Origin of the sequence: Nocardiopsis prasina DSM 43845 (assembly GCF_000341265.1) — a bacterium.
GTDB classification, from domain to species: domain Bacteria; phylum Actinomycetota; class Actinomycetes; order Streptosporangiales; family Streptosporangiaceae; genus Nocardiopsis; species Nocardiopsis prasina.
On sequence record NZ_ANAE01000125.1, the window covers coordinates 26296 to 50606 of the forward strand.

The 24311-nt window shown below is 71.0% G+C and carries 21 protein-coding genes and 1 pseudogene; 11 read left to right on the forward strand and 11 right to left on the reverse strand.

Annotated features, from left to right (window positions below; translation table 11 throughout):
* Positions 1-44 precede the first annotated feature (44 nt).
* Positions 45-950 carry a LysR family transcriptional regulator gene (locus D452_RS0112615; protein WP_017544511.1) on the forward strand — a complete coding sequence of 302 codons (906 nt, stop codon included), beginning with the start codon at positions 45-47 and terminating at the stop codon, positions 948-950.
* Between the two features lie 148 nt (positions 951-1098).
* Here D452_RS0112615 and D452_RS0112620 read toward each other — a convergent pair whose 3' ends face one another.
* Both D452_RS0112620 and D452_RS0112625 read right to left on the reverse strand, forming a co-directional pair.
* Positions 1099-2781: a thiamine pyrophosphate-dependent enzyme gene (locus D452_RS0112620; protein ID WP_017544512.1), complete on the reverse strand. Its 1683-nt coding sequence runs from the start codon at positions 2779-2781 to the stop codon at positions 1099-1101.
* A 193-nt stretch (positions 2782-2974) separates the two neighbouring features.
* Positions 2975-3940: a LysR family transcriptional regulator gene (locus tag D452_RS0112625; protein ID WP_017544513.1), complete on the reverse strand. Its 966-nt coding sequence runs from the start codon at positions 3938-3940 to the stop codon at positions 2975-2977.
* 86 nt (positions 3941-4026) lie between these two features.
* Here D452_RS0112625 and tdh point away from each other — a divergent pair, with 86 nt between their 5' ends.
* Together tdh and D452_RS0112635 are read left to right on the forward strand one after the other, a co-directional pair.
* On the forward strand, positions 4027-5112 hold the full coding sequence (tdh, locus tag D452_RS28225; RefSeq protein ID WP_017544514.1) for an L-threonine 3-dehydrogenase: 1086 nt from the start codon (positions 4027-4029) through the stop codon (positions 5110-5112).
* A 13-nt stretch (positions 5113-5125) separates the two neighbouring features.
* On the forward strand, positions 5126-6310 hold the full coding sequence (locus D452_RS0112635; RefSeq protein WP_017544515.1) for a glycine C-acetyltransferase: 1185 nt from the start codon (positions 5126-5128) through the stop codon (positions 6308-6310).
* A 42-nt stretch (positions 6311-6352) separates the two neighbouring features.
* On the opposite strand, the gene D452_RS0112640 is transcribed toward D452_RS0112635, so the two are convergent.
* The 3 genes from D452_RS0112640 to D452_RS0112650 all read right to left on the reverse strand — a co-directional run bounded on the left by D452_RS0112640 (position 6353) and on the right by D452_RS0112650 (position 8338).
* Positions 6353-6667: an AzlD domain-containing protein gene (locus tag D452_RS0112640; protein WP_017544516.1), complete on the reverse strand. Its 315-nt coding sequence runs from the start codon at positions 6665-6667 to the stop codon at positions 6353-6355.
* The gene (locus tag D452_RS0112645; protein ID WP_017544517.1) at positions 6664-7407 is read right to left on the reverse strand and encodes an AzlC family ABC transporter permease; all 744 of its coding nucleotides are present in this window, start codon (positions 7405-7407) and stop codon (positions 6664-6666) included. The genes D452_RS0112640 and D452_RS0112645 overlap by 4 nt, the downstream gene beginning before the upstream one ends.
* Positions 7408-7483: 76 nt before the next feature.
* The gene (locus D452_RS0112650; RefSeq protein WP_017544518.1) at positions 7484-8338 is read right to left on the reverse strand and encodes an AraC family transcriptional regulator; all 855 of its coding nucleotides are present in this window, start codon (positions 8336-8338) and stop codon (positions 7484-7486) included.
* Between the two features lie 165 nt (positions 8339-8503).
* Between D452_RS0112650 and D452_RS0112655 the strand changes: the two genes are divergently transcribed.
* From D452_RS0112655 to D452_RS0112665, 3 genes are all read left to right on the forward strand, one after another.
* Complete coding sequence (locus D452_RS0112655; protein WP_017544519.1) at positions 8504-8941, forward strand: GNAT family N-acetyltransferase; 438 nt, start codon at positions 8504-8506, stop codon at positions 8939-8941.
* A 156-nt stretch (positions 8942-9097) separates the two neighbouring features.
* Entirely contained in the window at positions 9098-9760 is a 663-nt protein-coding gene (locus D452_RS0112660) for a PaaI family thioesterase (RefSeq protein ID WP_017544520.1), read from the forward strand.
* A 261-nt stretch (positions 9761-10021) separates the two neighbouring features.
* On the forward strand, positions 10022-10348 hold the full coding sequence (locus tag D452_RS0112665; RefSeq protein WP_017544521.1) for a chorismate mutase: 327 nt from the start codon (positions 10022-10024) through the stop codon (positions 10346-10348).
* 36 nt (positions 10349-10384) lie between these two features.
* On the opposite strand, the pseudogene D452_RS29645 reads toward D452_RS0112665, so the two are convergent.
* A pseudogene (locus D452_RS29645) lies at positions 10385-11599 on the reverse strand (endonuclease/exonuclease/phosphatase family protein); the annotation flags it as partial.
* Between the two features lie 161 nt (positions 11600-11760).
* On the opposite strand from D452_RS29645, the gene D452_RS0112675 reads away from it, so the two are divergent.
* The 3 genes from D452_RS0112675 (at position 11761) to D452_RS0112685 (ending at position 17293) form a co-directional block, all read left to right on the forward strand.
* Positions 11761-12624: a hypothetical protein gene (locus D452_RS0112675; RefSeq protein WP_017544522.1), complete on the forward strand. Its 864-nt coding sequence runs from the start codon at positions 11761-11763 to the stop codon at positions 12622-12624.
* Positions 12625-12739: 115 nt separating this feature from the next.
* Positions 12740-16303 (forward strand): DNA polymerase III subunit alpha, encoded by a 3564-nt coding sequence (gene dnaE, locus D452_RS0112680; protein ID WP_017544523.1) that lies wholly within the window; start codon positions 12740-12742, stop codon positions 16301-16303.
* A gap of 153 nt (positions 16304-16456) precedes the next feature.
* Entirely contained in the window at positions 16457-17293 is an 837-nt protein-coding gene (locus D452_RS0112685) for a PadR family transcriptional regulator (protein WP_026129244.1), read from the forward strand.
* 61 nt (positions 17294-17354) lie between these two features.
* On the opposite strand, the gene D452_RS0112690 is transcribed toward D452_RS0112685, so the two are convergent.
* A complete protein-coding gene (locus D452_RS0112690; RefSeq protein WP_017544525.1) occupies positions 17355-17888 on the reverse strand; it encodes a DinB family protein in 534 nt (177 codons plus the stop codon).
* A gap of 78 nt (positions 17889-17966) precedes the next feature.
* Between D452_RS0112690 and D452_RS0112695 the strand changes: the two genes are divergently transcribed.
* Positions 17967-18593, forward strand: coding sequence for a hypothetical protein (locus D452_RS0112695; protein WP_026129245.1), 627 nt, complete (start codon positions 17967-17969; stop codon positions 18591-18593).
* Positions 18594-18620: 27 nt separating this feature from the next.
* Here the strand turns inward: D452_RS0112695 and D452_RS0112700 are convergent, their stop codons facing one another.
* The 4 genes from D452_RS0112700 to D452_RS0112715 all read right to left on the reverse strand — a co-directional run bounded on the left by D452_RS0112700 (position 18621) and on the right by D452_RS0112715 (position 22688).
* Positions 18621-20489 carry an AMP-dependent synthetase/ligase gene (locus D452_RS0112700; RefSeq protein WP_026129246.1) on the reverse strand — a complete coding sequence of 623 codons (1869 nt, stop codon included), beginning with the start codon at positions 20487-20489 and terminating at the stop codon, positions 18621-18623.
* A gap of 154 nt (positions 20490-20643) precedes the next feature.
* Positions 20644-21126, reverse strand: coding sequence for a Cys-tRNA(Pro) deacylase (ybaK, locus tag D452_RS0112705; RefSeq protein WP_152498582.1), 483 nt, complete (start codon positions 21124-21126; stop codon positions 20644-20646).
* 118 nt (positions 21127-21244) lie between these two features.
* Positions 21245-22027 (reverse strand): LON peptidase substrate-binding domain-containing protein, encoded by a 783-nt coding sequence (locus tag D452_RS0112710; protein WP_017544529.1) that lies wholly within the window; start codon positions 22025-22027, stop codon positions 21245-21247.
* Positions 22028-22127: 100 nt separating this feature from the next.
* Complete coding sequence (locus D452_RS0112715) at positions 22128-22688, reverse strand: ferritin (RefSeq protein WP_017544530.1); 561 nt, start codon at positions 22686-22688, stop codon at positions 22128-22130.
* 260 nt (positions 22689-22948) lie between these two features.
* Between D452_RS0112715 and hisD the strand changes: the two genes are divergently transcribed.
* Complete coding sequence (gene hisD / locus D452_RS0112720) at positions 22949-24262, forward strand: histidinol dehydrogenase (protein ID WP_026129247.1); 1314 nt, start codon at positions 22949-22951, stop codon at positions 24260-24262.
* The last annotated feature ends 49 nt before the right edge of the window (positions 24263-24311 follow it).

A 24311-nucleotide genomic window follows, 5' to 3' on the forward strand; every position in this document is an offset into this window, starting at 1 on the left:
AGGTCTACTTCGTATCTCTAAACCCGTGCCTTAGCGTTGCTTACATGCTCAGTGTCGACCGGCTCCGGGTCCTGCACGCCATCGCCGCCCACGGGTCCCTCAGCGCGGCCTCCCAGGCCCTCCACGTCACCAACTCCGCCGTCTCCCAGCAGTTGACCAAGCTCGAACGCGAGGTCGGCCAACCACTGGTCGAGCGCAACGGGCGGGGGGTGCGCCTCACGGACGCCGCCGAACTCCTGGTGGAGCACACCTCCCGCATCCTGTCCCTGGTCCACCGGGCCGAGGCCGACCTGGAGGCCCACCGGGGCGAGGTCACCGGCCACCTACGCCTGTCCGCCACCCCCACGGCGGTGCGCGGACTGCTGCCCGCCGCCCTGTCAGCCCTGCGCGAGGCCCACCCCGGACTGCGGGTCGAACTCCACGAGGACGAGCCCCAGGAGAGCGTCCCCGCGATGGCGCGCGCCGACGCCGACCTCGCCCTGGTCGTGGACTGGATGGGAGCGCCCCTCCAACTGCCCCAGGGGATGACCCGCGCCTCTCTCATGGAGGACGTCGGCGACATCGCGTTGCCCTCGGACCACCCGCTGGCCCACCGGGAGATCCTGGAGCTGGACGAGATCCTGGACCTGCCGTGGATCAGCTGGACCAAGGGGTCCATCTGCGACGACTGGCTGCACGACATCATCCGGGGCCGAGGGGCCGAACCCCACATCATCCACTCAGTGGAGGAGCACCAGACCAAGCTGGCCCTCATCGCGGCCGGGATCGGCGCCGCCGTGATGCCGCGACTGGGCAGGGGGCCCCTGCCCGAGGGCGTGACGGTGGTCCCCGTGCAGCCCGCGATGGTCCGCCAGGTCTACGTGTTCTGGCGCACCGACGCCTCCCGGCGCCCGGCCATCAGGGCCGTGGTCAGAGCCCTGCGGGAGGCGGCCGCCGCCTACACGGAGTGACCCGGGGGGCGTCGTGGGCGCGGTGCCCCTCTGCCTCCGCATGGGAGACGCCCTGCCGAGGCGTCCGACCCGGTGGGTCCGATCGCCAGGTCGTGCCCTCACCCCTGGAGGGCGGGGCGGACCCGAGCCGCCCCGCCCCGCCCCGCACTCAGGCCTCGCCGAGCAGGTCCGTCATGGTGGCGGTCGGGCTGATCACCTCCGGGTCGGTGCGCACGTCCACCAGGGTGGGCAGGTCCGCGCCCACCGCCTCGCTCAGGGCCTTCTCCAACTCCTCACGGGTGTGCACGGTGGCGCCCCTGGCCCCCAGCGCCCTGGCGTACCCGGCCAGGTCCAGCGGTCCGCTGATCTCCGTTCCCGCGATCCTGCCCAGCTCGCGGGCCTGGTGCATGGCGATCGTGCCGTAGAGCCCGTTCTGGAACACCACCACCGTGATCGCCGCCCCGTGGCGCACCGCCGTCTCCAGTTCCTGCCCGGTCATCAGCGCGCCGCCGTCACCGGCCACCGCCACCACGGTCCGCTCCGGAGCGGCGAGCTTGGCGGCCACGGCGGCGGGCACCGCGTACCCCATGGCGCCGCTGGTCGGCGCCAACTGCGTGTCCGCGTGCCGGTACCACCAGCCCCGGTGCAGGAAGGACGCGAAGTTGCCCGCGTCGTTGGTGATCAGGGCGTCCTCGGGCAAAGCCTCTCGCATGCCCGCGATCACCGACCACGGGTGCATGCGCGGGCCCCGGTGCCGCTCGGCCTCGGGTGGGACGGTGGCGCTCTCGACCCACAGCCGACGGGCCGCGCTCCAGTCCCGGTAGGCCACCGTCACCGGAGCCCCGGCCAGTGCGCGCAGCGCCTCGCCGGAGTCGGCCACCGCTCCCAGCCACACGTCCTTGGTGGCCCCCACCTGCGCGGGGTCGATGTCGATCTGCGCCACCCTGGTGCGGCCGTCCGACTCGGGCAGCCGGTACCCCTGGGTGGTCGTCTCGCTCATCCGGCAGCCGACCACCAGGACGGCGTCGGCGTCGGCCAGGGCGCCCAGAACCGCGCTCGGCGCGCCCAGCCCCAGGTGCCCCAGGTAGAGCGGGTGGTCGTTGGGGAAGACGTCCTGGCGTCGCCAGGCGGCGTACACCCCGGCGCTGTAGCGCTCGGCCACGCGCACGAGGTCCTCGCGCGCCGCCCGCGCACCGCCGCCCGCGACGATCACCGGGCGCACCGCACGGGCCAGCCACGCGGCCAGCTGATCGCGGTCCCCCTCGCCCAGTGGCGGCCGGGGGACCAGCGGGGCGCGCGGTACGGGCGGGGCGCCGACCCGCTGCCCGAACAGGTCTCCGGGCACCGCGACGGCCACGGGCCCCGGCCGCCCGGTGGTGGCGATCCGGATCGCCCGTGCGGTCACCTCCGCCAGCCGGTCCGCCCGGTGCACGGTGGTGGACCACTTGGTGATGGGTGCGTAGAAGGCGGTGAGGTCCACCTCCTGGAAGGCCTCACGGCCCAGGTGCTCGGTCTCCGCCTGTCCGAGGAACACGATCATGGGGGTGGAGTCCTGCATGGCGGTGTGCACGCCCACCGCCAGGTTGGCCGCGCCGGGGCCCCGGGTGGCGGCGGCCACGGCCGGGATACCGGTGAGCTTGGCCTCGGCCTCGGCCATGAAGGCGGCTCCGCCCTCGTGCCGGGTGGAGACCAGCGCCATCTCCGGATGCTGGTCGATGGCGTCGGCCAGTTCGAGGAAGCTCTCGCCGGGGACGGTGTAACACCGTCTGATCCCGGCGGCGGCCAGGACCGAGACCGTCGCGTGCGCTGCGGTGTCGGTCGGGGGCTGGGGCCGTGGTGCGGCAGGGGCCATGGAGGCGGGTCCTTCCATCGTCGCAAGGTCCACTCAGCGCGCTCCGGGGGCGGGGTGTGCTCCGGAACACATGCGGCTGACTCTGGCAGGCGGCTCAGGGCCGGTCAAGGCCGAGGGTCGCCGCCTGTGGACAACTCACCCCGAGCCGCCCCAAGCCGCCCCCTGTGTGGCGCCCGCCCGGTGGGCCGACCGGTCAGGCGGAGCTCCCGTCCTCGTGGTCGGGGGGCCGTGCCGCCGACCGCCTCCTTCGTGGTTCGAGGGCGCGGGCGTGGTCGTGGAGCTCGCTGAGCACAGCGTTCACCAGGGGATGCCCCTCGGTGCCCCGGCGAACGGAGACGAACACGTGCCTTCTGGGCGGTCGTCCCCTCAGCGGGACGACGCTGACGCGCGGCAGGTCGATGGCGGCTACCGCCGACCGCGGGGCGAGGGCGATGCCGACGCCCGCGCCGACGAGCGCGCTGACCGCACGGAAGTCGTTGGAGACCGACTCGACGCGCGGCTGGAAGCCCGCCTGCTGACACGCGAGGAGTGTGAGGTCGTGGATCGGGTTGCCCGGCAGCGGGGTGACCCACGCCTCGCCGGCCAGACGTGACAGTGACAGGTGGGTGCTGGCGGCGAGTTCGCTGTCCGACGGCACGAGCGCGTCCAACGGCTCCGAGTACAGACGTGCGTGACTGAACTCCTGTGCGGTCGAGACCGTGGCCTCCGGGTAGTCCACCGACACCGAGACGTCCACCTGGCCCTCGGCGAGGAGCCGTTGCGCGGCGCCCCCCTCCGCGTCGGTGACGTGCGCGCGCAGATGCGGCGCGGAGGCCCGAAGCGCGCGGAGGGCGGGAGCCACGACCTCGATGATCGCGGACGGGAACGCCGCGATGCTCACGGTGCCGACCTCTCCGAGCGCCGACGCGGCCAGGTCGGCCTCCGCCTGCTCGAGGATCGCGGACACCTGCACGGCGTATCCCGCGAGGACCGTCCCCGAGGAGGTCAGCCGGATGTTCCGTCCGTGGCGTTCGAAGAGGTCGAGTCCGACCTCGCGCTCCAGCGCCGACAGCTGTTGCGACACCGCCGACGGTGACAGGTAGAGCGCCCGGGCCGCGGCGGTGACCGTGCCGTGGAGCGCGACTGCCTGGAGAACGCGCAGGCGGCGCGGGTCGATCACGCGGTCTCCTTTGAAGGAAATCTGGAAGGTTCTCTACAGGTCTTCGTGATGGACTTAATGATATCCAGTACGTGATGATCGGGGGAATGAAGGCTCTTTCGAAACTCCGCGGCGAGCCCGGGCTGACCCTGGCCGACGTCAAGAACCCCGAGATCGGTCGCGGAGAGGTGCTCATCAAGGTCCTGCGCACCGGAATCTGCGGTACCGACCTCCACATCAGAGCCTGGGACCACTGGGCGCGCTCCGTGATCGAGCCGCCGCTCGTCCTCGGACACGAGTTCGTCGGTGAGGTCGTCGACGTCGGCGGTGATGTCAGCGACGTGAAGGTCGGCGACCTGGTGAGCGGCGAGGGCCACCTGGTGTGCGGCAAGTGCCGCAACTGCCGGGCCGGGCGCCGTCACCTGTGCATTCGCACGATCGGTCTGGGGGTGAACACGAACGGGGCGTTCGCGGACTACGTCGCGCTTCCCGAGTCGAACGTCTGGGTGCACCGCATCCCGATCGACCTCGACGTCGCCGCCATCTTCGACCCCTTCGGCAACGCCGTGCACACGGCGCTGTCCTTCCCCGTCATGAACGAGGACGTCCTGGTCACCGGGGCGGGGCCGATCGGGATCATGGCCGCCGCGACCGCGCGCCACGCGGGAGCGCGCAGCGTCGTCGTGACCGACCTGAGCCCGTACAGACTCGGGTTGGCCCGGGACATGGGCGCCACGATCGCCGTGGACGTGTCACGGGAGGACCTGGCCGACGTCATGGCGGCGAACAACATGAAGGAGGGCTTCGACGTCGCGTTCGAGATGTCGGGCCAGCCCAGGGCCCTCGCCTCGGCGATCTCCAGCATGAGCCCCGGCGGCCGTATCGCCGTCCTCGGCCTGCCGTCCGACGACGTCTCCGTCGACCTCGCGACCGTGGTGACCCGGATGCTCACGGTCAAGGGGATCTACGGGCGGGAGATGTTCGACACCTGGTACGCGATGTCCGTGCTGCTCGAGAACGGCCTCGACATCAGTCCGATCATCACCCACCGGTTCGGCTACGAACAGCACGAGGAGGCCTTCGAGGTCGCCGCCTCGGGCGGGTGCGGAAAGGTCGTCATCGACTGGACCACGCCGATGGTCCCCCAGCCCGGGACCGCTCACAACGACGATCAGCGACGAGTAGGAGACTGACGTGTACTCAGCGATGCGTGACCACCTCAAGAGTGAGATCGAGGGCATCCGGGAGGCGGGACTGTTCAAGGACCAGCGGTTGATCAGCGGTCCCCAGTCCGCACGGATCAGCGTCGGTGACGGCTCCGTCCTCAACTTCTGCTCGAACAACTACCTGGGCCTCGCGGACCACCCCGACCTGATCGACGCCGCCAAGCGCACGCTCGACGAATCGGGCTTCGGGATGGCCTCGGTGCGGTTCATCTGCGGCACCCAGGACCTGCACGCGCGACTGGAGCGACGCCTCTCGGAGTTCCTCCGGGTCGAGGACACCATCCTCTACAGCTCGTGCTTCGACGCGAACGGCGGGGTCTTCGAGACGCTCCTCACCGCTGAGGACGCGGTGATCTCCGACGAGCTGAACCACGCGAGCATCATCGACGGGATCCGGCTCAGCAAGGCGGGCAGGTACCGGTACAAGAACCGCGACATGGCCGATCTGGAGAAGCAGCTCGTCGCCGCGGCGAACGCCCGCCACCGGCTCATCGTGACGGACGGCGTGTTCTCGATGGACGGCTATCTCGCCCCGCTCGACGAGATCTGCGACCTGGCGGAGCGCTACGACGCGCTCGTCATGGTGGACGACTCCCACGCCGTCGGGTTCGTCGGACCGAACGGGCAGGGGACCCCGGAGCTGTTCGGCGTCCAGGACCGTGTGGACATCGTGACCGGAACGCTCGGCAAGGCACTCGGTGGGGCCAGCGGCGGATACGTGGCCGGACACGCGGAGATCGTGGAGATCCTCCGGCAGCGGTCGCGGCCGTACCTCTTCTCGAACTCCCTGGCCCCGATGATCGTCGGCGCCTCCCTGCGCGTGCTCGACATGCTCTCCGAGGCCGACGACCTCAGGACGAGGCTGAACCGTAACGCGGCACTGTTCCGGGAGTCGATCACCGCGGCGGGCTTCGACGTCCTGGACGGCGAACACCCGATCGTGCCGGTGATGATCGGGGACGCGGCCGAGGCGGCCCGGATGGCGTCCGCCCTCCTCGAGAAGGGCGTGTACGTGACGGCGTTCTCCTACCCCGTCGTTCCCATGGGGCGTGCGCGTATCCGGGTCCAGCTCTCGGCGGCTCACAGCGAGGACGACGTCCGCGCGGCGGTGGCGGCGTTCGCGCAGGTCCGGGACGAGCTCCGCGACTCCGGGACGGCGGACTGACGCCGAGCCGTCCCCGCCCCCCGGGGGCGGCCCGGCCGGGTCCTAGGCGACGCCGAGGGCGCGCAGGGCGGCGGTGGTCCCGGCGGCGGCCACGACCACCACCAGGAACGGCGCGCGCAGCACCAGGGCGAGCGCGGCCGCTCCCAGCCCGGCCATGCGGGCGGTGTCCCAGTGCAGGCCCTGACCGTCGCCCAGGGCCTGCACGGCGATCAGAGCGGCCAGCAGCGCGAGGGGCACGGCCATGGCGAACCGTCGCAGCCACGGGTTGTCCAGCAAACGGCGCGGGGCCGCCAGCCCCGCGTACTTGAGCAGGTAGCACCCGGCGGCGGTGGCGACCAGCGCGATCCACATCGTCATGACCGGACCCCCTCGGCACGGTCGGTCCCGTCGGCGCCGTCGGGCCGCCCCGTGGCGCCCCCGCGGTCGTCGGCGCCCACGAAGGCGAGCAGCCCGGCGGAGGCGGCCAGCAGCACCGGTACCCCCGGCGGCATGAACGGGGTCGTGGCCAGCGCCAGCCCCGCGCCCAGCGCCGCGATCAGCCAGGTGCGCAGCCCGCCCTCGCGCAGGCGGGGCCACAGGAGCCCCAGGAAGATGGCCGGGCCCACCGCGTCCAGACCGAACGCGTCGATGTTGTCCACGCGGTCCGTGGCCAGCGCGCCCACCAGGGTCGTGGCCACCCAGAAGCCGCCCAGGACCAGGTAGGTCGTCATGAACGCGGTACGGGCCGACTCCCGGTCCGGCTGGACCAGCGTCACCGCCGTGGTCTCGTCGATCACCCCGTGCGCCGCCAGCGCCCGGCGCACGCCCCGGTACCCCAGGACGTCGGCCAGCCGCAGCCCGTACAGGGTGTTGCGGGCGCCCAGCAGGAGGGCGCCCAGCGCCCCCGCGACGAGGTTGCCGCCGCCCGCGATCACCCCCACCAGCGCGAACTGGGAGGCGCCGGTGAACATGAACAGGCTCAGGAACACCGCTTGGGCGGGTGAGAGCCCGGCGGCCACGGCGGCGGTGCCGAAGGCCAGACCGGCGGCGCCGACGGCGACACCGATCCCCAGGCTGTCCCGCACCGCGGGAGATCGGAGTACGGAGAAGGTCTTCACGTTCGCTCACGTTAGGTGGGCCCAGGGCCGGGAGTCTTGTACGTTCTTGCGCTCGCCGGGAACCGGGCGGAAGGGCTCAGACGCGCAGGGCGCGCTGGTAGGTCACGGGCGGCACACCGAGGTGGCGGCGGAAGTGCCGGGTCAGGTGGGACTGGTCGGTGAAACCCACCCGCGCGGCGACCTCGCTCGCCCGCCAGCCCTGGAGGAGCAGGACCCGGGCCCGGGCCACCCGCAGCTGGTTGAGGTAGGCGTGCGGGGGCAGTCCGTAGGCGGTCCGGAACGCCCGGGCCAGCGTGAACGGGCCGATGCCCACGTGCGCCGCCAGCTCCTCAAGGGTCGGCGGGTCCACCAGTCGCTCCGTCAACAGCTCCCGTGCCAGCGCCACCTCGGGCCGCGCGGTGTGCGCCGCGACCCCGGTCCCGCGCTCACGCCCGTGGGAGCGCAGCAGCATCGCGATGCCCTGACGGGCCAGCGACGACGCGGTGAGCCGTTCGCCCCGTTCGGCCGCCGTGTGCGCGCGCACGAGTACGCGGGAGACCTCGGGGGCGTCGATGCCGGAGTGGGTGAACCCCGGGGTGCCGCGCATCCCCAGTTCGCGGCCGATGTCCACCACCACCTCGGGCGCGGGGTAGAACACCCGGTACCTCCACCCCTCGGGGACCCCGGCGTGGCCGGTGTGCACCTCGTCCGGCTCGACCACGGCGAGCCCGCCCGGCCCCACCCGTGAGCTCCCGCCCGAGTGCGAGTACTCCTCGATCCCGGCGGTGATCATGCCGATGGTGTATGTGGAGTGCGTGTGCCTCGTGAAGGCGGTGGTGACGAACCGCGCGGTGAGGAGCTCGGTGTCGGGCAGCCCGGAGAAGCGCCAGTACCGCGCGCGCTCCACGCGCGGGTCCTCGACGGTGGGGTGGACGTCACGGGGCAGTTCCATATGTCCAGGTTAGAACGGGTCGCGGGCGTTCGTCGGCGCCAGGGTGCGCGCGGGGCGGGGGCACCGCCCCGGGCACGGGAGGGGCCGGGGCCCAGACCGCCGGAGAGGGGATCGTGGCAGGCCCCGCGGGGTACGGGGGCACCGGCGCGCGGATAGTCTGCGCCCATGAGCAAGCCACAGATTCGCCGGGTCGAGGGCGAGCGGGACCGCGCGGCCGTCTTCGTGATCCGCGGCGCCGTCTTCGTCGCCGAACAGCAGGTTCCCATCGAGGAGGAGTGGGACGAGCGGGACTCCACCGCCGCCTTCCTCCTCGCCCTCGTGGACGGCAACCCGGTGGGCACGGTCCGACTCGTGGACCAGGGGGACGGCGCCGGTCTCCTCGGCCGGATGGCCGTCCTGCCCGCCGGACGGGGGAGGGGGACGGGCGCCGCTCTGGTGCGCGCCGCCGAGGAACTGGCCCGCGAGATCGGCCTCGAACGTGTCGAGCTGCACGCGCAGACGCACGCGCTGGGCTTCTACGAGCGGCTGGGTTACACGGCCCACGGTGAGGAGTTCATGGACGCCGGGATCCCCCACCTGCACATGGAGCACAAGCTCGGCTGACCGGCTGTGACGAGCGCGCTCCCCGTCCGGTGTGACGGGGAGCGCACGCCCTCGGCCCGCCCCATCGGGGTACTACCGAGTAGGATTCGGTTTTGGCGTCGGCGCCCCCAGAACCATTCGCCGACCGAGCACGAACACCGATCCGACGAGGAACACATGACGGTCAACACGCAGCCGGCCACCGAGAGCCCCGACGACCCACGAGCCTACGGACTCCCGCTCGTCGACGCCCACTCGATCCCCGCCGAACTGCGCACGTTGGTCTCCCGCGTCCACGACCTCGTCGATGCCGTCGCCAACACCGAGGTCGACTCCGACACCCTGGCCGAGACCGCCGACGTCGTCGAGGGACTCACCGACCGCCTCAACGTCGCCCGCCGCGAGATCGGCACCATGGTCCGCCGCGAACTCGGCGACGGCACCTCCGTGATCGGCACCATCACCAACATCGTGGAGGGCGAGACCAACCCCGCCGCTCCGCGCCTCTTCCTCGACCGCACCGAGGAGGGCCTGCGCGCCGAGGTCACCCTCAACACCGTCTACCAGGGCCCTCCCGGCCTGGTGCACGGCGGCTGGATCGCCGCCATGCTCGACCAGGCCGTCGGCAGCGTCTCCTCCGTCGAGACCAGCCCCGGGCTGACCGCGCGCCTGGAGATCGACTACCGCCGCCCCACCCCGCTGTTCACCCCCCTGGAGATCACCTCCTGGGTGGAGCGGGTCGAGGGTCGCAAGGTCTTCGTGGCCGGTCGGATCCGCGCCCACGGTGAGGTCACCGCCGAGGCCAGCGCCCTCATGATCCGGGTCGAGGTCCCCGAGTGAACCGCGCCGTGACGGAGCGCTTCCCCGGGGTGTAGTAGCATCACCACCGTGACCCACCGCTATCACGTGTTTAGCCAGCCGACGCGCCCGTCGGCCGCTTTCACGTAGGCGGAGACGGGAACGTCGGCAAAAGGAGCACTCGGGCATCGGCCCGGTGCTCTTTCGTCTTTCCGGGCGGCCGACGCCCCAGTCCACACTTCCCTGACGGGTCGTACGGCCGCGCCGCATCCGCGAACGCATCCACACCCGAGAGGGACCTCCGTGCACGACCGCCACAGTGAACCCGCGCCCGTCAGCGAGCAGATCCTGCGCCTGCGCGGCCGGATCGACCAGATGGACGCCGAGCTCGCCGCACTCCTCGAACGCCGCGCCCTCGTCGCCGCACAGGTCCAGCGGCTCAAGCCGGTCGGCTACTTCGCCGGACGCGACATGGAACGCGAACGCCGACTTGTCGAGCGCATGGCCGAGCACGCTCCCCGCCTGGGCGCGGACCGTCTCGCACCCATCATGGACAGTGTCATCAGCGCGGGCCTGGCCGCGGCCCAGGAGGAGGCCGCGACCGGTCCCGGCGGAGTCGGAGGCTCCTGACACCCGGTGGCGGCGGGGCCCCCCCCCCCCCNNNCACACCAGGCGGTGATCGGAGCTGGGGAACGGGTAGTCGCCCGTCAGCCGGAACAGCGGGTCGTCCACGGTCGGCCAGAACACGCCCGAACCCCGCGCGGGCAGGGACCGCGACGGCAGGACGTAGTCCACCCGCAGGTTGCCCGGGCCGGGCACGTCGTTGAAGTCGGCGCTGTCCAGTTCCGGGTCGCCCTCGTGGTCATCGTTGGCGCCGCCCTGCCGCTGGGCCGCACCGCGTCCGCCCTGGCTGGAGGGGCGCACGTCCACGACGTCGCGGTGCTCCAACAGCTGGGTCACGGCCTCGGGGTGCCCGTCACCGTCGTTCGGGTCGGCGTTGAGGTCACCGGCGATCACGAACGGGGCCCCGGGGGCGAGCCCGCCCCGCACGCCCTCGTCGTCGTAGACGTACGAACCCCCGCGCGGGGTCACGTAGTCGGCCCAGAACCGGATCTCGTCGTGGTTGCGAGCCACGTTGCGCCTCTCCGGACCGTCGAACGCCGGCGGTGTCGGGTGGCTGGCCAGCAGGTGCACCGGACGCCCGCGCCCGGTGTCGATCGGGACGTCCCAGTGGCTCTTGGAGGACAGCCGCAGCACCGCCAGGGCCTCCTCCGAGTAGTACGGCTCACCGGTCTCCGGATCGGTGGGCAGCAGGGCGTCGGGCATGTCGGCCCAGCGGAAGTTCTGGAACGTGCGCACCTCGTCCGTGACGATCGGGTACATCGAGTACACGACCATCCCGTACTGACCGGGGAAGACGCCGTACCCGAAGGCGTCCTCCGCGTACTCGGGACCGCCCGGCTCGGTCACCGCCTCGCCGTCGCCGTTGAGGTCCACACCGGAGGCGACTCCCGTGTTGACCGGGGCGGTGTACACGTACGGGTACTCGATCGGCTCGGCACCGGACTGGCCCACGGACAGGTAGTTGTCCTGGAAGAGCCGGGGACCCGCGCCCTCGTCGTCGTAGTCGAACTCGTTGACCAGCAGCACGTCGGGGCGCACGTGCTGGATGATCTCCGCCACGTTGCGCGCCTGCTCGCTGTCGGGGGTCGCCAGCTCCTCGACGAGGGCGCCCTGCTCACCGCGCTCCAGGGCGGTGTTGAAGGTGGCGAAGCGCACCTCGTGCGCCCCGGGCGGGGCGGGAACCGACGACTCGGCCGCGGAGGACGGCAGCGCGGTCAGCGCCGAGGCGGCCAGCACCAGGGTGGCGGTGGAGGCGATCCGGCGGGGCGTGGTGGTCACGGAAGAGGGTCCTCTCAGGGGAGCGGGGGCCGACCGCCGGAGGCTAACAGGCCCGCGTGTCCGAACGGTGTACCACCACAGTCGGAACGGCGACCGAATCCCCTTGTCGCCCCCGGCTCCGCCTTGTTGACTGGGGTCCCATGGCAGACAAGGAACCCCGACGCCCGTTCCGCGGGGACCTCTCGCGCGACGAACAGCTCGGGACCCTGCCCGGTGACACCCGCCCCGAGGAGGTTCCCGAACTCACCGAGTGCGCGGCCAAGGTCCTGGCCCGCAGCGCCGACGGCGACCTGTTCTTCGTCGGCCGTTACCCGGACCGCCTGCACGACCTGCTCAGCGGGGTCCTCGCCGACACCCCCCACCTGTCCCGGCTGCACCGCTTGCCGCTCTCCCTCCACGGCACGGGCGGCCGCGACCTGACCCCCGACGAGCGCGTCCAGCTCCGCGCAGACCTCACCGCCTCGGGCATCACGCCCGCGGGAATGGCAGCACGCGAGCGCCCCCTGGTGCTGGTCGACCTCGTCCACGACGGAACCACCTTCGGCCACCTCCACCGGGAACTACGCGCCTGGATCGACGAGGAGCGCGTCGCATGGAACGTGATCCGCCGCGGGCTCCGCTACCTCGGAATCACCGTCCGCCGCCACACCGGCCCCCACACCCGGCGCTGGCAGCAACACGCCGAGTGGACCCGTGAACTCCCCGCGAGTTCCGTGGGCAACGTGTCCGTGCCAGGCCCCCTCTGGCGCTACCTCGGCGATTGCCAGGGCACGATCGAACCCCCGTTCCGCCGCGCCCGCCGGGCCGACCCCTGTGCGGCCGCGCCCCGTCACGACGACCGTCCCCGGGAGGCCCTCGGTGAGGCGCCGTCCTTGCGTGACCACGGCCTCACCCGCGGGGCCCGCGCGCAGGTCCACCGCGCCCTGACCGCCGAACCGGCCTTCCGGGACCCCTGGCTGCGGACCCTGGCCCACACCCTGCGCTCCTCCGGCGGATCCCGCTGAGTCCGTAGGGGGCGGGGGAGTGCCGCCGTCCACAGGGCGTCCGCGAAAGTCGTGGGGAAGTCGTAGGCTCAGGAGACACCACCCGTCCGTCTACCCGCCTGGGGGCACCCGCGTCATGGCCGACTCCTTCGCACATCTGCACGTCCACACCGAGTACTCCATGCTCGACGGTGCGGCGAAGCTGAAGCCCCTGTTCAAGGAGGCCGGGCGGTTGGGGATGCCAGCCGTGGCCATGACCGACCACGGCAACATGTTCGGGGCCTACGAGTTCTACCAGCAGTCCAAGGGCTCGGGCGTCAAACCGATCATCGGGATCGAGGCCTACGTCGCACCCGAGTCGCGCTTCCACAAGAAGCGGGTGTTCTGGGGGCGCTCCAACACCTCCGACGACGCCTCGGCGGAGGGCGGCAAGGACATCTCCGGTGGCGGCCGGTACCTGCACATGACCATGCTCGCGCGGAACGCGCAGGGTCTGCGCAACCTCTTCCGGATGTCATCCCTGGCTTCGGCCGAGGGCTACTACATGAAGCCCCGCATGGACCTCGAGCTCATGCAGCAGTACAACGAGGGCATCATCGTCTCGACCGGCTGCCCCTCCGGCGGTGTGCAGACACGGCTGAGGTTGGGGCAGGAGAAGGAGGCGATCGAGTACGCGGCCGGGCTCCAGGACATCTTCGGCAAGGAGAACGTCTTCCTGGAGCTGATGGACCACGGCGTGCCGATCGAGAAGGAGGTCCGCGACGGCCTGCTCAAGGTCGGCCGGGAGCTCGACATCCCGCCGCTGGTGACCAACGACTCGCACTACGTCTACGAGTCCCAGGCGTCGGCGCACGACGCCCTCCTGGCTGTGGGCGTGGGCAAGAACCTGGACGACCCGACCAGGTTCCGGTTCAACGGCTCCGGCTACTACCTCAAGACCGCCGACGAGATGCGCGGCCTGCTCAACTTCGACGAGTGGGCGCAGGGTTGCAAGAACACCCTGCTCATCGCCGAGCGCGTCGAAGCCGGTGCCTACGACGAGGTCTTCGCCCACCGCGACCTCATGCCGGTCTTTCCCGTGCCGGAGGGGGAGTCGCAGGCCTCGTGGCTGGCCAAGGAGGTCGAACGGCTCCTCCCGAACCGCTACCCGGACGGTGCGGGTGACGACGTCCGCCGCCGGGTCGAGTTCGAGCTCGGCATCATCAACGAGATGGGCTTCCCCGCGTACTTCCTCGTGGTCGCGGACATCTGCCAGTACGCCCGCAAGAGCGGGATCGCGCTGGGCCCGGGCCGTGGGTCGGCGGCGGGCTCGATGATCGCCTACATCCTGGGCATCACCGACCTCGACCCCCTGGAGCACGGCCTGCTGTTCGAGCGGTTCCTCAACCCCGAACGAGTGTCCATGCCCGATGTCGACCTGGACTTCGACGAGCGTAGGCGCGGGGAGATGATCGAGTACGTCACCCGGCTGTACGGCGAGGAGCGTGTGGCGCAGATCCTCACCTTCGGCACCATCAAGGCGAAGGCCGCGATCAAGGACTCCACCCGCATCCTGGGCATGCCCTACTCGGTCGGAGACCAGATCACCAAGGCCTTCCCGGCGGCGGTCGGAGGCAAGGAGATCGCGCTCGACGCGGTCTTCAACACCGAGAACGAGCGGTACGGCGAGACCACCGAGCTGCGCAGCCTGGTGGACAACGACCCCCAGGTCGCCAAGGTCATGGAGACCGCGCGCGGTATCGAGGGGCTGACCCGCGGCACGGGCGTGCACGCGGCGGGCGTCATCCTGTCCAAGGAGCCTCTGCTCGACGTCATCCCGTTGCACAAGCGGGACGCGGACGGCGCCATCATCACCGGCTTTCCCTACCCTCAGTGCGAGGACATGGGTCTGCTCAAGATGGACTTCCTGGGTCTGCGCAACCTCACGATCATGGACGACGCGGTCAAGAGCATCAAGGAGGCGGAAGGGGTCGACATCGACCTCATCAAGCTGCCGCTCGACGACAAGAAGACCTACCAGCTGCTCTCCCGGGGCGACACCCTGGGCGTGTTCCAGCTGGACGGCGGCGCCATGCGCAACCTGCTCAAGCGGATGCAGCCGAAGAAGTTCGGTGACATCGCGGCGGTCAACGCCCTGTACCGTCCGGGGCCGATGGCCGCGAACGCGCACAACGACTACGCGGACCGGTCGAACGGGCGTCAGGAGATCACGGCGATCCACCCGGAGCTCAAGGACGCCCTGGAGCCGATTCTCGCTGAGACGTTCCACCTGATCGTGTATCAGGAGCAGATCATGGCCATCGCGCAGCAGCTGGCCGGGTACACGCTGGGCGGCGCCGACCTGATGCGACGCGCGATGGGCAAGAAGAAGAAGGAGGCGCTCGAGGAGGAGGAGGCCAAGTTCTTCCCCGGCGCGATGGAGCGCGGCTTCTCCAAGGAGGCCATCCAGACCCTGTGGGACGTCATGCTCCCCTTCTCCGGCTACGCCTTCAACAAGTCGCACGCCGCCGGGTACGCGCTGGTCTCCTACTGGACCGCCTACCTCAAGGCCAACTACCCGGCCGCGTACATGGCCGCGCTCTTGACCTCGGTCAGTGACGACAAGGACAAGATGGCGGTGTACCTGGCCGAGTGCCGGGCCCAGCACATCAAGGTGCTGCCGCCGGACGTCAACGAGTCGGGTCTGCGCTTCACGCCGGTGGGCAAGGACATCCGCTTCGGCATGGGCGCGGTGCGCAACGTGGGCGCGAACGTGGTGAACTCGATCGTCAGGACCCGCACGGAGAAGGGCAAGTACTCGTCCTTCACGGACTTCCTGTCCAAGATCGAGCTCGCGGCGTGCAACAAGCGCGTGATCGAGTCGCTGGTCAAGGCGGGCGGGTTCGACTCGCTCGGGCAGCCCCGGCGTGAGCTGTACCGCCACCACGAGGTGGCGGTGGACGGCATGATCAGCTCCAAGAAGCAGGAGGCCCACGGCCAGTTCGACCTGTTCGGCGGCGGTGACGACGACGGTGACTCCACCCCGATCGGGCTGAACATCCAGTGGGGCGAGGAGGAGTGGGACCGCAAGACCAAGCTGGCCTTCGAACGGGAGATGCTGGGTCTGTACGTGTCCAGTCACCCGCTGGCCGGGGCCGAGCGGGTGCTGGCGCGTTCCCGGGACACCTCGATCGCGCAGATCGTCGCCGGTGACATGGCGCGTGAGCGGGGTGAGGTGCGGATCTCGGGGTTGATCTCCAAGGTGGACAAGCGCACCAACAAGGCGGGCAACCAGTGGGCCATCGCCACGGTGGAGGATCTGGACGCCAGCATGGAGGTGCTGTTCTTCCCCAAGACGTATCCGCTGTACGTGGAGGCGCTGCTGGAGGACACCGCGGTCACGGTCAAGGGACGGCTCAACGATCGGGACGGCACCTGGTCGATGTTCGCCTCGGAGATGTCCATCCTCGACATCTCCCATGTCACGGAGGGCGAACCGCCGGTCCTGCTGACCGTCGCCGAGGACCGGTTGGACTCCGAGCTCATCGACGACCTCCGCCAGGTGCTGAGCACGCACAAGGGCGACACCCCCGTGCGGATCCGGGTGGACAACCCGGTGCGCTCCCGGATCTACGCGGTGGACCGCTACTCGGTGCGGATCTCCCCGGAGTTCAACGGTGAGATGAAGAGCCTGCTGGGGGCGTACGCGGTCGACTACTGACCCGCCTCCGAGATCCCCGTGTGCGGCACCGCACACGGGGATTTCTCTGTCTTCGCCCTTGCTTTGATCGAGTTAGCGATATATCTTTGAGTTATCGAATCACGGAATGACAGTCGTGAACGATCAAGATCACTCGACAGCAGGGAGAACGACATGACCGCGATGGCACTTCCCGGCCCCTGGCCCTGGGGCGGACGACACTCCGAGCGTCCCCGACTTCCCTGGGCCTGGCGCCCCACGGACACCCCCCGCGCACACCACGACCCGCGAGACGGGCACGACGAACACCACGGCCCGCGACGGGACGGGTTCGGGTCCCCGCCGCCGGAACCGCCCCGGCCGCCGCACCCTTCGTGGGGCGGAGGCGCCGTCCCCGGCGGCCCCTTCGGTGGCCCCGGCGGTCCCTTCGGTGGCCCCGGCGGCCCCGGTGGGCCGTTCGGGCCCGGATTCCCCTTCGGGGGCGGGCACGGACACCGGCGAGGCGGCACCCGAGCACGGCGCGGCGACGTCCGCACCGGGATCCTCATGCTCCTGGCTGAGGAGACGCGCAGCGGCTACGAGATCATCCGCGAGGGTCGCGAACGCAGCGGCGGGGTCTGGCGGCCCAGCCCCGGCTCGGTCTACCCCATGCTCCAGCAGCTGGAGGATGAGGGCCTGGTCGCGCAGGTCGAGGGGGAGGGGCGCCGCCGTCCCTACCAGCTCACTGACGAGGGCGTCGCCTACCTGGAGGAGAACGGCGCCGACCTCACCCCGCCCTGGGAGGCGGGGGCCGACGCGTACGCCGACGCCAGGTCCCGCTACGAGGAGATCAGCACCCTGGCGTACCAGCTCTCGGCCGCCGCGTCCCAGGTCGCCCAGGCCGGGACCCCGGAGCAGCTGGAACGGGCCAAGCGTCTGCTGGCCGACACCAAGCGGGGGCTCTACCTGATCCTCGCCGACGATGACGGCGGTGTCACCGAGGACGCCGACACCACGGACGACCAGGACTGAGCCGCGCGACATTCGGGCCCGGGACGGTGTACACCGTCCCGGGCCCGAATCGTCGCGGTGCCTACTCGCCGGTGGCGCCGTCGGCCAGCTCCCGGAGGATGTCCAGGTGCCCGTTGTGCCGGGCGGTCTCCTCGATCATGTGGAGGACCACCCAGCGCAGGGTCACCCGTTCACGGTCCCTGAGCACCCGTCGGGCGGAGTTGCCGAGCTCCAGATGGGAGGTGATCTCCCGGGAGCGCTCGCATTGGGCGGCGTACTCGGAGAGGAGCTCGTCCAGGGGCCGCTCGACCCCGACCCTGAACTCGCCGTCCGGATCCTCGGTCGAGTACGGGGCCACGTCGGGCTGGTTGAGCATCACGACGTCGAACCAGAACGCCTCCACCCAGCGCAGGTGCGAGACGATCCCGCCGATGGTGGTCATGGGCGACCCCGGGACCGGCGCGGACGAGGAGAGGCCGGCGGCCAGGCCCGCGCACTTGCGGTGCACCGTCGCCCGGTGCCAGTCCAGCGAGGCCAGGAGCATCGTGCGTTCGTCGGCGGCTGTGGGAGCATCGACACGCTCGGGGAGGTTCTGGAGACTGCTCTTGTCGCTCATGGCGGTATTCTCCTTCGGGCCATGTCCGGTATCCACAGGTTTTCGGCGGGCCCGGGTGGCGACGATGAGGAGCGGGTGATGGCGGAACAGAGCTGTAGGGGTCCGGTGCGCGGCTTGGTCGTGGGCGTGGGCCTCCTCGGGGCGGTGGCCCTGCTGGGCGCGCTCCTCGCGCCGTTGTGGTGGTGGCTCGCCCCGCGGCCCGAGGTGGTGGTCCTACCGGACGGCGGTGTCTTCACGGGCGCGTCCGAGGTGGTCTTCGCGGGTGAGGGCTACTTCGTCGTCATCACCGCGGTGGCCGGGCTCCTCACCGGCTACGCCACCTACATGGTCCAGTTCGCGCTGGCTCGGCGCAGGTTCCAGGACCTGCGGCTGGTCGGGCTGATCTCCGGTTCGCTCGGCGCGGCCGCGGCGTCCCTGCTGGTGTGGCGGATCGGGACCGCCCTGGACGCCCCGGCCCGGGAGACCATGCTGGCCACCGACCCCGGCGGCACCGTCGTCGCCGCCCTCCAGCTCCAGGCCGTCGCCTTCCTGGTCGTGTGGCCCTTCGTGCACGTCCTCCAGTACGGGCTGCTGGACGCCTTCAGCCTGATGCGCGGCGACCAGCCCGGCGTTCCCGAACCGGTCCGGGCCGCACCCCTGCCGGAGGGCGCGCTCCCCCAGACCGGCGACCCCCGGCCGGGCGGGCCGGGCCCCGGTAGCGGCTGACGGTGTCCCTCGGGCCCGGGGCCCCGCTCACAGCTTCTGGACGGAGCCCTCGTACATGCCTTCGAGCAGGTCCCGGTACCGCTCCTCGACCGCCCTGCGGCGCATCTTCAGGCTCGGCGTGATCTCGCCCTGTTCCACCGTGAGCTCGTTCGGGAGGATGGCGAAGTCCTTGATGGACTCGTGCCGCGGCAGGCCGCGGTTGAGCTCGTCGATGGCCTCCTGGACCATCGCGCGGACCCGGGGCTCCCGGGTCAGGCCGAGGTAGTTCAGCGCGCCCAGGCCGTTGGCCTCCGCCCAGACCTCGATCGCCTCGGCGTCCAGGGTCACGAGCGCCACGCAGTAGGGACGGCGGTCGCCGTGCACCACCAGGTTGCCCACGTAGGGGCACAGTGACTTGAACCGGCTCTCGATGCTCTGCGGAGCCACGTACTTGCCGCCCGCGGTCTTGATCAGTTCCTTCTTGCGGTCGGTGATCCGCAGGCGGCCGTTCTCCAGGGCGCCGATGTCCCCGGTGGCGAACCAGCCGTCCTCGTCGAGGACCTCCTCGGTGGCGCCGGACAGGTTGTGGTACCCGCGCATCACGCTGCCGCCGCGCAGCAGCACCTCGCCGTCCTCGGCGATCCGCACCTCGGTCCCGGGCAGGGGCAGCCCGACCGAGCCGAACCGCACGTCGCCGGGCCGGTTGAGGAAGGCTCCCGCCGAGGTCTCGGTCAGGCCGTAGCCCTCCAGGATGGTGATCCCCGCGCCGTAGAAGAACCGCCCGATCTCGGGGGCCAGGGGCGCGCTGCCGGACACGAAGAACTTCAGCCGGTCACCGAACCGGGCGCGCAGCTTGTCGAAGACCAGGCGGTCGGCCACCCTGTACTGGGCGGCGAGCAGGCCCCCGGGCTCCCGGCCCTCCTCCTTCGACCGGGCCACCTGGTCGCCCACGCCCACCGCCCACTTGAAGATCCGGTACCTGGCCGCCCCGCCCTCCTTGGCCTGCATGACGACCCGGTTGAACACCTTCTCGAAGATGCGCGGGGCCGCGGCCATGAAGGTGGGCCGCACCAGCGCGAGGTTGTCGACGATCCGGTCCACGCGACCGTCGACGGCGGTCGTGAAGCCCAGGCGCAGCTGGGCGACCTGCATGACCTTGCCGAAACTGTGGGCGAGCGGCAGCCACAGGGACTGGACGTCGTCGGCGTCGAGCATCTCCCAGCCCTGGGCGCGCATCTCGTCGCCCATCACCCGCAGGGCCTCGGCCTCGTAGAGCCAGTTGGCGTGGTCCAGACGCACCCCCTTGGGGCGACCGGTGGTGCCGGAGGTGTAGATCAGCGTCGCCAGGTGGTCGGCGCGCACCGAGGAGACCAGTTCGTCGAAGAGTTCGGGCCGCTCTTCGTGCAGCCGGGCCCCGACGGCCTCCAGTTCTGCCAGGCCCATGACCCAGGCGTCGTCGCCACCGGCCGCTCCCTCGAACGCGATGACCCGGGACAGCCCGGGCATGGCCCCGCGCTGCTCCACCAGCTTGGCGACCTGCTCGTCGTTCTCCGCGAAGGCGACCATGCTGCCGGAGTCGGACACGATGTACGCGCAGTCGGGCGGTCCGGAGGTGGGGTAGATGGTGGTGGAGGCGCCGCCCGCGCACAGGATCGCGAGGTCGGCGAGGACCCACTCCACGCGGGTGCTCGACGCGATCGCGCAGCGGGCCTGGGAGGTCACGCCCAGGGAGTGCAGGCCCAGCGCCAAGGCGCGGACGCGGTCACGGGTCTGGTTCCAGGTCAGTGACTCCCACGTCTCGCTGCCGCCGGTGGGGGAGGGGACCGGATAGGTGAACGCTTCCCGGTCACCGGACTCGGCGACGCGGGAGGCGAACATGTCGGGAACGGACCGATAGGGGGATGAAGTGTTGCCCATGTCACAAAGCTACCCCCGGGTAGGGGGGTGGGCAACACTCCGTGGGCGAATGTGTGCGGGTCCACGGACCCCTGTGACCCAGCGGGTTCGGGTCCGGAGGGGGACCATCGGACCTCGGCCGCGCGGCCCGCGCCCCCTCCCGGCGGGAGGGCGTTCAGTCGGTCCCGATGGGTGCGACGGCCGCCTCGGTCAGGGCGATCAGGTCCTTGGGGGTCAGCTCCATCTGGAGGCCGCGCCGCCCGGCGGAGACGTAGACCGAACGCAGCCCGGTCACCGAGGAGTCGATCACCGTCCGCAACCGCTTGCGCTGCCCCAGCGGACTGATGCCGCCGCGCACGTACCCGGTGATCTTCTCGGTCCGGGCCGGGTCGGCCATGGTCGCCCGCTTGCCCCCGACCGCCGCCGCCAGAGCCTTGAGGTCCAGCGAGGTGCTCACCGGAACCACTCCCACGGTGAACTCTCCGTCCACCTCGGCCACCAGCGTCTTGAACACGTGCTCGTGGGGCACCCCGATCGCGTCGGCGGCGTCCGAGCCGTAGGAGTGGCCGTCACCCCCGTCAGCCTCATAGGGGTGCAGCGTGTAGGTGGTCTTGGTCCTGCTGGCGGCCACGGTCGCGGGCGTGGCTTTTCCACTCATGGGTCACCTGGGCCTTCCACTTCGTACTACCGACCTCAGGGCAGGCTACTCCTCCGTACGCGGAACGGCGCGCCAGGTGAGGGGGTGTCCCGTCCCGGTGTGGCGTCCCGAGGACCTCCTAGTTGAAGGAGATCCCGTTGTCGAGGAAGGGGCCGGCGGGCAGGTTGGGCAGGTCGGGGGCGGCCACGATCCGGTTCTCCCTGCGCAGGAACCGTGCGGCCACGGCCAGGCGGGTCGCCGTGTTCTCGGCCTCCAACAGGCGCTGCTTCTCCGCCGAGTCGAGCACCACCGACATCGCCACGGAGTACGACAGCGCGATCGGGTCGCGGGGCAGGTCACCCGAGGACTCCGACGCCATCCCGATCTCCGACAGCCGCCGCTGGTACACCTCGTACAGGTCCCGTACCCGGTCGGCGTGTTCCTCGACGTCGGGGCCCAGCGCCTCGGGCAGCAGGGACACCGACGCCGCCGAGTAGTCGTCCACGGAGGAGGGGTCGGCCTCGGACAGGTCGGTGATGGTGAACCGCGTGCCGCCCTCGATGACCAGGTCGTACCTGCCGTCCTCGTAGGTGCGCACGTCGCGTACCAGGGCGGTGCACCCGGTCGCGCTCACGAGCGGAAGGGAGGGCCGGGCGCCCGGCCCCGCGGTGATGGGCACTCCGGTGTCCGCGCCCCCCGAGCCCTGCCCGGACTCGCTGGCCACCTCGTTCCCCAGCTCGATCCACACGACCCCGAACCGGGCGGGTCCGCGATCACGGCCGCCCGTCTCACCCCCGGCGAGGGTCGGGCCGAGCAGCTCCGAGACCAGCCGACGGTACCTCTGCTCGAACACGTGGAGGGGGATCGTCATACCGGGGAACAGCACGGTGTTCAGCGGGAAGATCGGCAGTGCCTCTGGCATGGTCCCAGTATGCCTCCGCGGAGGCGCGGACGCGGGCGCCCCGCCCGGAGCCGGCCGGGCGGGGCATGTGGTCAGACGGTGCGCGGCGAGGCGCGACCGGTCAGGACACCGAGGGTCCGGCGGTGCCCGGCGCGCCCTGGCTGCCGTTGTCCTCGCTCGGCATGTCGCGGGCGACGAAGGTCTCCACGTCGAACAGGTTGCCGTTGGCGCGGTCCACGACGTTCAGGAGGGTCGACATCGTCGCGACCTCCTCCACCTGCTCCTGGATGAACCACTGGAGGAACTGCTCTCCGGTGTAGTCCTCCTCGTCGCGGGCCACCTTGGCCAGGCGCTGGAAGTTGTCGGTCACCTCGCGCTCCTGGCGCAGCGCGAGGGCGACCAGGTCGCGGGGTACGGCGAAATCGGTCTCGATCTCGTCCACGCCCGGAAGGGCGAAGGTGACGTCGTTGTCGAGCAGATACCGCACGATCATCATCGCGTGGTCGCGCTCCTCGAGGGACTGCTCGTAGAAGACCCTGGCCAACTGGGGCAGGTCCTGGTCGTCGAACCAGGCGGCGATCGCCACGTACTGGTGCGAGGCGGTGAACTCGTGCCGCACCTGGTCGACGAGGAGACGGTGGAACTTGGAATGGTTGCTATCGCCGGTCTTGTTCGAAGTCATGTCACTACGATAACGCATTCAAATGCGTTTTACGAAACCCCTCCGAGTGGTGTCGTAATGAATAAGGCTAGCCTTTCTTTCGTCATATTAGGTTAGGTGTCCCAAAGTTAGGCGACGCTTATTGCGCGCGATTGGGGGAGTGGCGGGGTCGGAGCCGCGAAGCGGGGTTCGCGCCGGTCGCGCGGGTGTCGAGTGGGTGTGGTGTCCATCATCCGGACACCACCACACGGGGATTGGGCCGAGCCCCCTAGACTGGGACCGTGATCAGTCGAATCGACCTCCGAGGCTCCTCAGACGACCCGCGCGACGCCCTTCCGCGCGCCGAAATCGATGTGGCGGACGCCACCGAACGCGTCCGACCGCTCTGCGAGGACGTCCGCCATCGCGGAACCGAGGCCCTGGTCGAACTCACCGAACGCTTCGACGGCGTGCGGCTCACCGACGTCCGCGTCCCCAAGGACGCCATCGACACCGCTCTCGCCGAACTCGACCCGGCCGTGCGCGCCGCGCTGGAGGAGTCCATCCGGCGCGCCCGCAAGGTCCACCACGCGCAGCGCCGCCGGGACCACACCACCCAGGTCGTCCCCGGCGGCACCGTCACCGAGAAGTGGATCCCGGTCAACCGCGTCGGCCTCTACGTGCCGGGCGGCCGCGCCGTCTACCCGTCCAGCGTCATCATGAACGTCGTCCCCGCCCAGGAAGCGGGCGTGTCCTCCCTCGCGGTGACCTCGCCGCCCCAGAAGGACTTCGGCGGACTGCCGCACCCGACCATCCTCGCCGCCTGCGCCCTGCTCGGCGTCGACGAGGTGTACGCGGTCGGCGGCGCGCAGGCCGTGGCGATGTTCGCCTACGGCACCGAGGACTGCGAGCGCGTCGACATGGTCACCGGCCCCGGCAACATCTGGGTCGCCGCGGCCAAGCGGCTCCTCAAGGGCGTCATCGGGATCGACGCCGAGGCCGGACCCACCGAGATCGCGATCCTCGCCGACTCCACCGCCAACCCCGACTACGTCGCGGCCGACCTCATCAGCCAGGCCGAACACGACGTCGTCGCCGCCTCCGTCCTGGTCACCCCGGACGAGGCCCTGGCGGAGGCGGTCACCGAGCGCCTCGCCGCGCGTGTCGCCGCCACCAAGCACAGCGACCGCGTCCGCGAGGCCCTGGCCGGTCCGCAGTCCGGCATCGTCCTGGTCGACGACCTCGAACAGGGTCTGGCCGTCGTCGACGCCTACGCGGCCGAACACCTGGAGATCATGACCGCGGACGCTCCCGCCCGGGCCGCGCGCGTGCGCAACGCCGGAGCGATCTTCGTCGGCGACCACTCCCCGGTCTCCCTCGGCGACTACGCCGCGGGTTCCAACCACGTGCTGCCCACCGGCGGCTGCGCCTGCCACTCCGGCGGCCTGAGCGTGCAGACCTTCCTGCGCGGGGTGCACGTCGTGGAGTACGACCGTGACGCGCTGGCCGACGTCGCCCATCACGTCATCACCCTGTCCCAGGCCGAGGACCTGCCCGCGCACGGCGAGGCCGTCGCCGCGCGCGCGGACCGCGCCGAGGAGGGGAACACCCCCTGACCCGGGGGCGTTCCAGCAGTTCCGGGGAGGTGCCGGGGGTGACCGCCCC